This is a genomic window from Acinetobacter sp. RF14B (assembly GCF_006864105.1).
Classification (GTDB): domain Bacteria; phylum Pseudomonadota; class Gammaproteobacteria; order Pseudomonadales; family Moraxellaceae; genus Acinetobacter; species Acinetobacter lwoffii_C.
In genome coordinates this window covers 1-5,025 of record NZ_SMTB01000129.1, presented here as the reverse complement: position 1 = coordinate 5,025, position 5,025 = coordinate 1, and the positions used below count along the sequence as shown (strand labels likewise).

Sequence of the window (5,025 nt, the reverse complement as noted above, 5' to 3'; positions counted from 1 at the left end):
GCTTTCGTCCTTCATGCATGAGGGCCACAGTGCCATCCGGATACTCCAGAAATGAAATGTATTGCCCAGCAAGCTTATGATTCAGCTCTGTCGGTTCAAGCAGATAAATACATTTGTCATAGGTAATCGTCAGGTTCTTGGTGACCTTACGCGGTTCCTGCCAGGTAAAAATATCATCCAGTTCAAGATCAGATTCGGTTAATGGTCGATGCAGGTTCTTTGAGTTTCGCGCACATTTGGCGAACTTCTGATTGAACTGCTCAATAAAGCAGGGCAACCAGGCATTTGCTTCTGCAATCGAACAGATGCCTTCCAGGCGCATCTCCTTGATCAAACGGTCCTGAAGGGTTCTATTCGCTCGCTCTACGCGACCTTTGGCCTGGGGTGAATTGGCGAAGATAATATCAATGTTTAACTCATTCAGAATCCGCCCAAATTGCGTGATCTGGCTGTCTTGCCTGGATTTCTGGTTGACTCTAAATACCGAGTGTTTATCGCTATAAAAGGCCAAGGGCTTGCCGTATTGCTCAATGTAGGCTCGGGTTGAAAGCATATAGTCAAAGGTCGTTTCAGCCTCACAAAAGCGTAGATGCAACAGCTTGCCGGTAGCATCATCGATATAAACCAGCAAACAGCATTTGGTGGCTCTTCCTTCAAACCAGTCATGATATGAGCCATCAATCTGGATCAGCTCACCGAAGCAATCACGGTTATAGCGTGGCTGGTATGGGCGTTTTAGACGTTTGGATCGCGGAATCCAAAGGTCATTTGCAGTCATCCAGCGCCGAACCGTTTCTACCGGGATATTCAGGTCAAACATGCTGCTGAGCTTCTCATGCGCCAAGGTAGGTCCAAAGCCCAGCAGATGTTCAGAAATAATGGAAAGACATTCTGATTTTAACAGAACGTCATGGCGACGATGACCCGGTTGACCACGACTGGCATGCGTCATGCCTGAAACACCATCTTGATTGAGCTTCTGCAATAACCGGGTAATTTGACGGGTGGAAAGATTCAGGATTTCAGCAGCACGGACTTGGGTAATACGATGATCTCGAACGTCTTGCAGAACTGCAAGACGTTGAATTTCTTTGTCAGACATAGTGATCAGCATCTATATTTTATATCCAGTCCATGGTGATAAAAACCATCATAAACCAGACATTTTTATTGGTGAGAATATAGACACTTTAAATGGGTTCTAACAAACACGTTTCGTATAAGGTGTATTATGTTAATTTTAGAGAAACTACTAAATTATATTGAGTTGTAAATAGTTGAAATTCCGTTAAGATATATTGGATTAAATTCTATTCCTAGATAGCATTCGTGTTGACTCATCTCTCCAAAAAACTTTGGTTTTGTTTTCTTATGGTTTTTGCCATAGGATGGAGTAGTGTGTCTGTTGCATCAGTAAAGATAATGCATATCAATATGCAAACTGAAATGAGCCAAGATCATTGTTTAGATCAAGCACAGCAAGTCACTCAACATGGTATTAATCACGAAGTACAGACGAATACCGATTGCCATAATCATTTAGCTATTAATCACGAAGTACAGACGAATACCGATTGCCATAATCATTTAGCTATTAATCACGAAGTACAGACGAATACCGATTGCCATAATCATTTAGCTATTAATCAGAATATAGATCACAAAAAGTGTCAGGAATGTTCTAGCTTATCCTGCCAGACACAGATCTCATGTCTTCATTCTTTGCAAAGCTCGCTAGATCCCCTAGATACCTTCTATTCTATAGATCAGCCTAATTTTTATTACCTCAACCAATATCTAAATGGGTATTGGCAAGAAATTTCACGTCCTCCTAAAACTTAACCAATTTTTTTTAAAATTTATTTATTTTTCAAAAATTAAGGTTAAGTTATGTCTCATAAAATTAGTTCGTACCTATTAGCAGGTATTTGTTTTGCATCGTCGCCTTTGGTTTTTGCCGAAGTGCGTGAATATCAGCTTGTTATTGATGAAGCAGTGGTCAGCCCAACTGGAAAGCCTGTAAAGCGCATTACCGTAAATGGTCAATTTCCTGCGCCTTTGCTTGAGTTTGAAGAGGGTGATGAAGCCATCATTCGCGTGAAAAATAATTTAAAAAACCAAGATTCTTCTATTCATTGGCACGGACTGTTGTTGCCGGGCATTATGGATGGTGTACCAGGATTTAATGGTTTTAACGGTATTAAGCCTCAAAGCGAGTATGTTTATAAATTCAAGATTCGCCAAAGCGGGACTTATTGGTATCACGCTCATTCTAAAGGACAGGAACAAGACGGCTTATATGGTTCTTTTGTGATTTATCCAAAAGGTAAAACACCATTGGCAGCACATGAAAAAGCTGAACGTGACTATGTGGTGATGTTGTCAGATTTTCATGAAAAAACCAGTGATCAAATTCAGAAAGATCTTAAAATTTCAGCTGAATATTATCAAGATCAGCGTGAAACCTTGGGTGATGTTTGGAAGCAGGTTAAACGTGATGGCATAAAAGCGACATGGTCTGACCGCAAAATGTGGAATCAGATGCGTATGCTAAAAACCGACATGTCGGATGTTACAGGTTATACCTTCCTCATTAATGGCAAAACACCTGAACAAAATTGGACAGGAATGTTTAAACCGAATGAAAAAATTCGCCTACGTTTTGTGAATGCATCTGCGATGTCTTTCTACGATGTCCGTATTCCTAACTTGAAAATGACTGTGGTTAGTGCTGATGGTCAGCCTGTGAAACCCATTTCTGTAGATGAATTCCGTATTGGTACGGCTGAAACTTATGATGTGATTGTGGAGCCAAAAGGTGGACATTATCAAATTGAAGCTGAGTCAATTGACCGTTCAGGTTATGCGATTGGTACGCTACACAATGAACTAAATCCTGTGACACACGGCATTCATATGCCTCAGCCACGTCCACGCTCGCTTTTGACTATGGAAGATATGGGACATGGTGGTGGTGATCATTCAGGAATGGATCATTCGAAAATGAACCATGGCGATATGAAAGGCACGGATCATTCACAGCATAGCGCAGTAAAACCGCAAAAAAATGATCAAGTGGTTTATGGTTGGGCAAATGCCTCTACACCTGCAGGTAATAAAGCCTTGCAATATAGCGATTTAAAATCATTAGAGCCGCAAAAAGATACTCGTGAAGCCAGCAGTGAATTGGCCGTGCGTTTGGGCGGTACTATGGAACGTTATATTTGGACCATTAACGGTAAAAAATTTAGTGATGCTGAGCCGTTAAAAGTGAAATATGGCGAGCGTATCCGTATCAAATTTATTAATGACAGTATGATGGCGCACCCGATGCATTTACACGGTATGTTTATGCAGTTGGAGAATGGTCAAGAGTCGGTAGATATGCCAAATAAACACACATTGATCGTACCACCGGGTAAAACAGTTACGGCTTTATTAACTGCGGATGAATTGGGTGAATGGGCAATCCATTGTCATTTGTTGTATCACATGAGTGCGGGGATGATGAACAAGTTAATCGTGGCGAATGTTAGCGATGAACAAGTATCTACAATGCCAATTCAAGGTACAAATTCGACTCAAACTCAACAAGTAACTGAGCAAAAAGGAGCTGAACATGCACATCACTAATTTTGTATTGAAAGCGATTTTTTCTGTTGCGGTATTGAGTTTAACGACCTTAAGTGTGGCGCACGAAGGGCATCATTCAACTACTCAGAATAATGGGAAAAATATGCCATCAATGAATCATCAAGCCATGTCTGAGATGAATCATTCACAACATTCTGCACAAGAGCATGCACAACACATGCAGATGATGGGGAAAATGAACCATGGTCAGATGAATCATGCACAACATCAGGCAACATCTACGGTTAATCATTTACATCATGTACCAGATGCGAATACTCAGCAGAGTTCGCATTATGATCATCGCTCAGAACACGGTGCGCAAATTTATGCGATTACGACGGTGGATAATAAGTGGTTTGTCAATGAAGATGGCACAGGCGGTTTAAAGTCAGAGTTTGAAACCCGTATTGGCACAGATGAAAATAAGGTTTTTATTAAAGTTCATGCCGATAAAGAAGAATCGCATGATGCACATTATGATGCCAAACTTTTATATAGCCGTATGATTTCAGACTTTTGGGATGCACAGATTGGTGCACGTTATCGCAGTGAAAAAGTTGAACTCGATGATCATCGCAAAGACACCGAAGAAAATGTTGATGCAGTGATTGGCTTACATGGTATGGCACCATATTTCTTTGAAACTGATGCTTATCTCTATGCAGGAGAAGACAGTTATGCGGGTTTTAGTCTAGAAACGGAACGTGATTTTCTGATTACGCAAAAGTTGATTATTCAAACTTATTTAGAGTTGGATGCGATCTTTAGTGATGACTCTAAATATGCGAAAAAAACTGGTTTAAGCAGTGCAACCGCAGGGCTTGAAACTCGCTATGAAATCAGTAAAAAGATCATGCCGTATATCGACATTGCCTATGAGTATTCAAAAGGTAATGATGAAACGTCGTGGCAAATAGAATCAAACTCTGAGAAAGGTTGGTTATATGGAGCTGGTGTTAGATTTAGATTTTAATTAATTTAATGATTACTAAATAGCTTTATTTAAATAAAACTCTAGCTTAATGTGGCCGGAAGCAAAATGTTAACTTATTTTGCTCCCTCCCATTTAACATAATAGAGCTTATACGAAACGTATATTTTAAATATATAAAAATCAGATACTTGTGTTATAGTGATAATGCTCGACGATGTCGAAAAGCTGACTTGGAAACAAGTCGGCTTTTTTTTAAACTGTTTTGATATATTCCGCCAATAAAATTGATTGTTTCTTAATCAAATTAAAACTTTCTTCAATGTTGTCAGCCTTCTCCGGTAAGAAAATATCCCCAATTTCTGCGGATAAAAAGGGGACGGTTTTTATCCGATCTTATACGCATTTGCTTACGTCAATTCCGGCCCTTTGCGGCTATGCGGCATACTGGAATTTTT

4 protein-coding genes are annotated in these 5,025 nt (G+C 39.9%); 3 read left to right on the top strand and 1 reads right to left on the bottom strand.

The window, feature by feature from the left end:
• Nucleotides 1-1,114 (bottom strand): ISNCY family transposase (locus E2K52_RS13365; protein WP_151205527.1); only part of this gene is annotated, 1,114 nt, incomplete at its 3' end.
• Between the two features lie 284 nt (nucleotides 1,115-1,398).
• Between E2K52_RS13365 and E2K52_RS13360 the strand changes: the two genes are divergently transcribed.
• From E2K52_RS13360 to E2K52_RS13350, 3 genes are read left to right on the top strand one after another with little or no spacing between them, the layout of a single operon-like run.
• Nucleotides 1,399-1,842 (top strand): hypothetical protein, encoded by a 444-nt coding sequence (locus E2K52_RS13360; protein ID WP_227548249.1) that lies wholly within the window; start codon nucleotides 1,399-1,401, stop codon nucleotides 1,840-1,842.
• A 48-nt stretch (nucleotides 1,843-1,890) separates the two neighbouring features.
• The gene (locus tag E2K52_RS13355; protein WP_151205526.1) at nucleotides 1,891-3,633 is read left to right on the top strand and encodes a multicopper oxidase domain-containing protein; all 1,743 of its coding nucleotides are present in this window, start codon (nucleotides 1,891-1,893) and stop codon (nucleotides 3,631-3,633) included.
• A complete protein-coding gene (locus E2K52_RS13350) occupies nucleotides 3,620-4,609 on the top strand; it encodes a copper resistance protein B (protein ID WP_005093385.1) in 990 nt (329 codons plus the stop codon). Before E2K52_RS13355 ends, E2K52_RS13350 begins: the two co-directional genes overlap by 14 nt.
• Nucleotides 4,610-5,025 lie beyond the last annotated feature (416 nt).

Excerpts from the sequence above, each read along its gene's own strand:
- E2K52_RS13355 (WP_151205526.1), top strand. The coding sequence starts at position 1,891 with ATGTCTCATAAAATTAGTTCGTACCTATTAGCAGGTATTTGTTTTGCA.
- E2K52_RS13350 (WP_005093385.1), top strand. The coding sequence starts at position 3,620 with ATGCACATCACTAATTTTGTATTGAAAGCGATTTTTTCTGTTGCGGTA.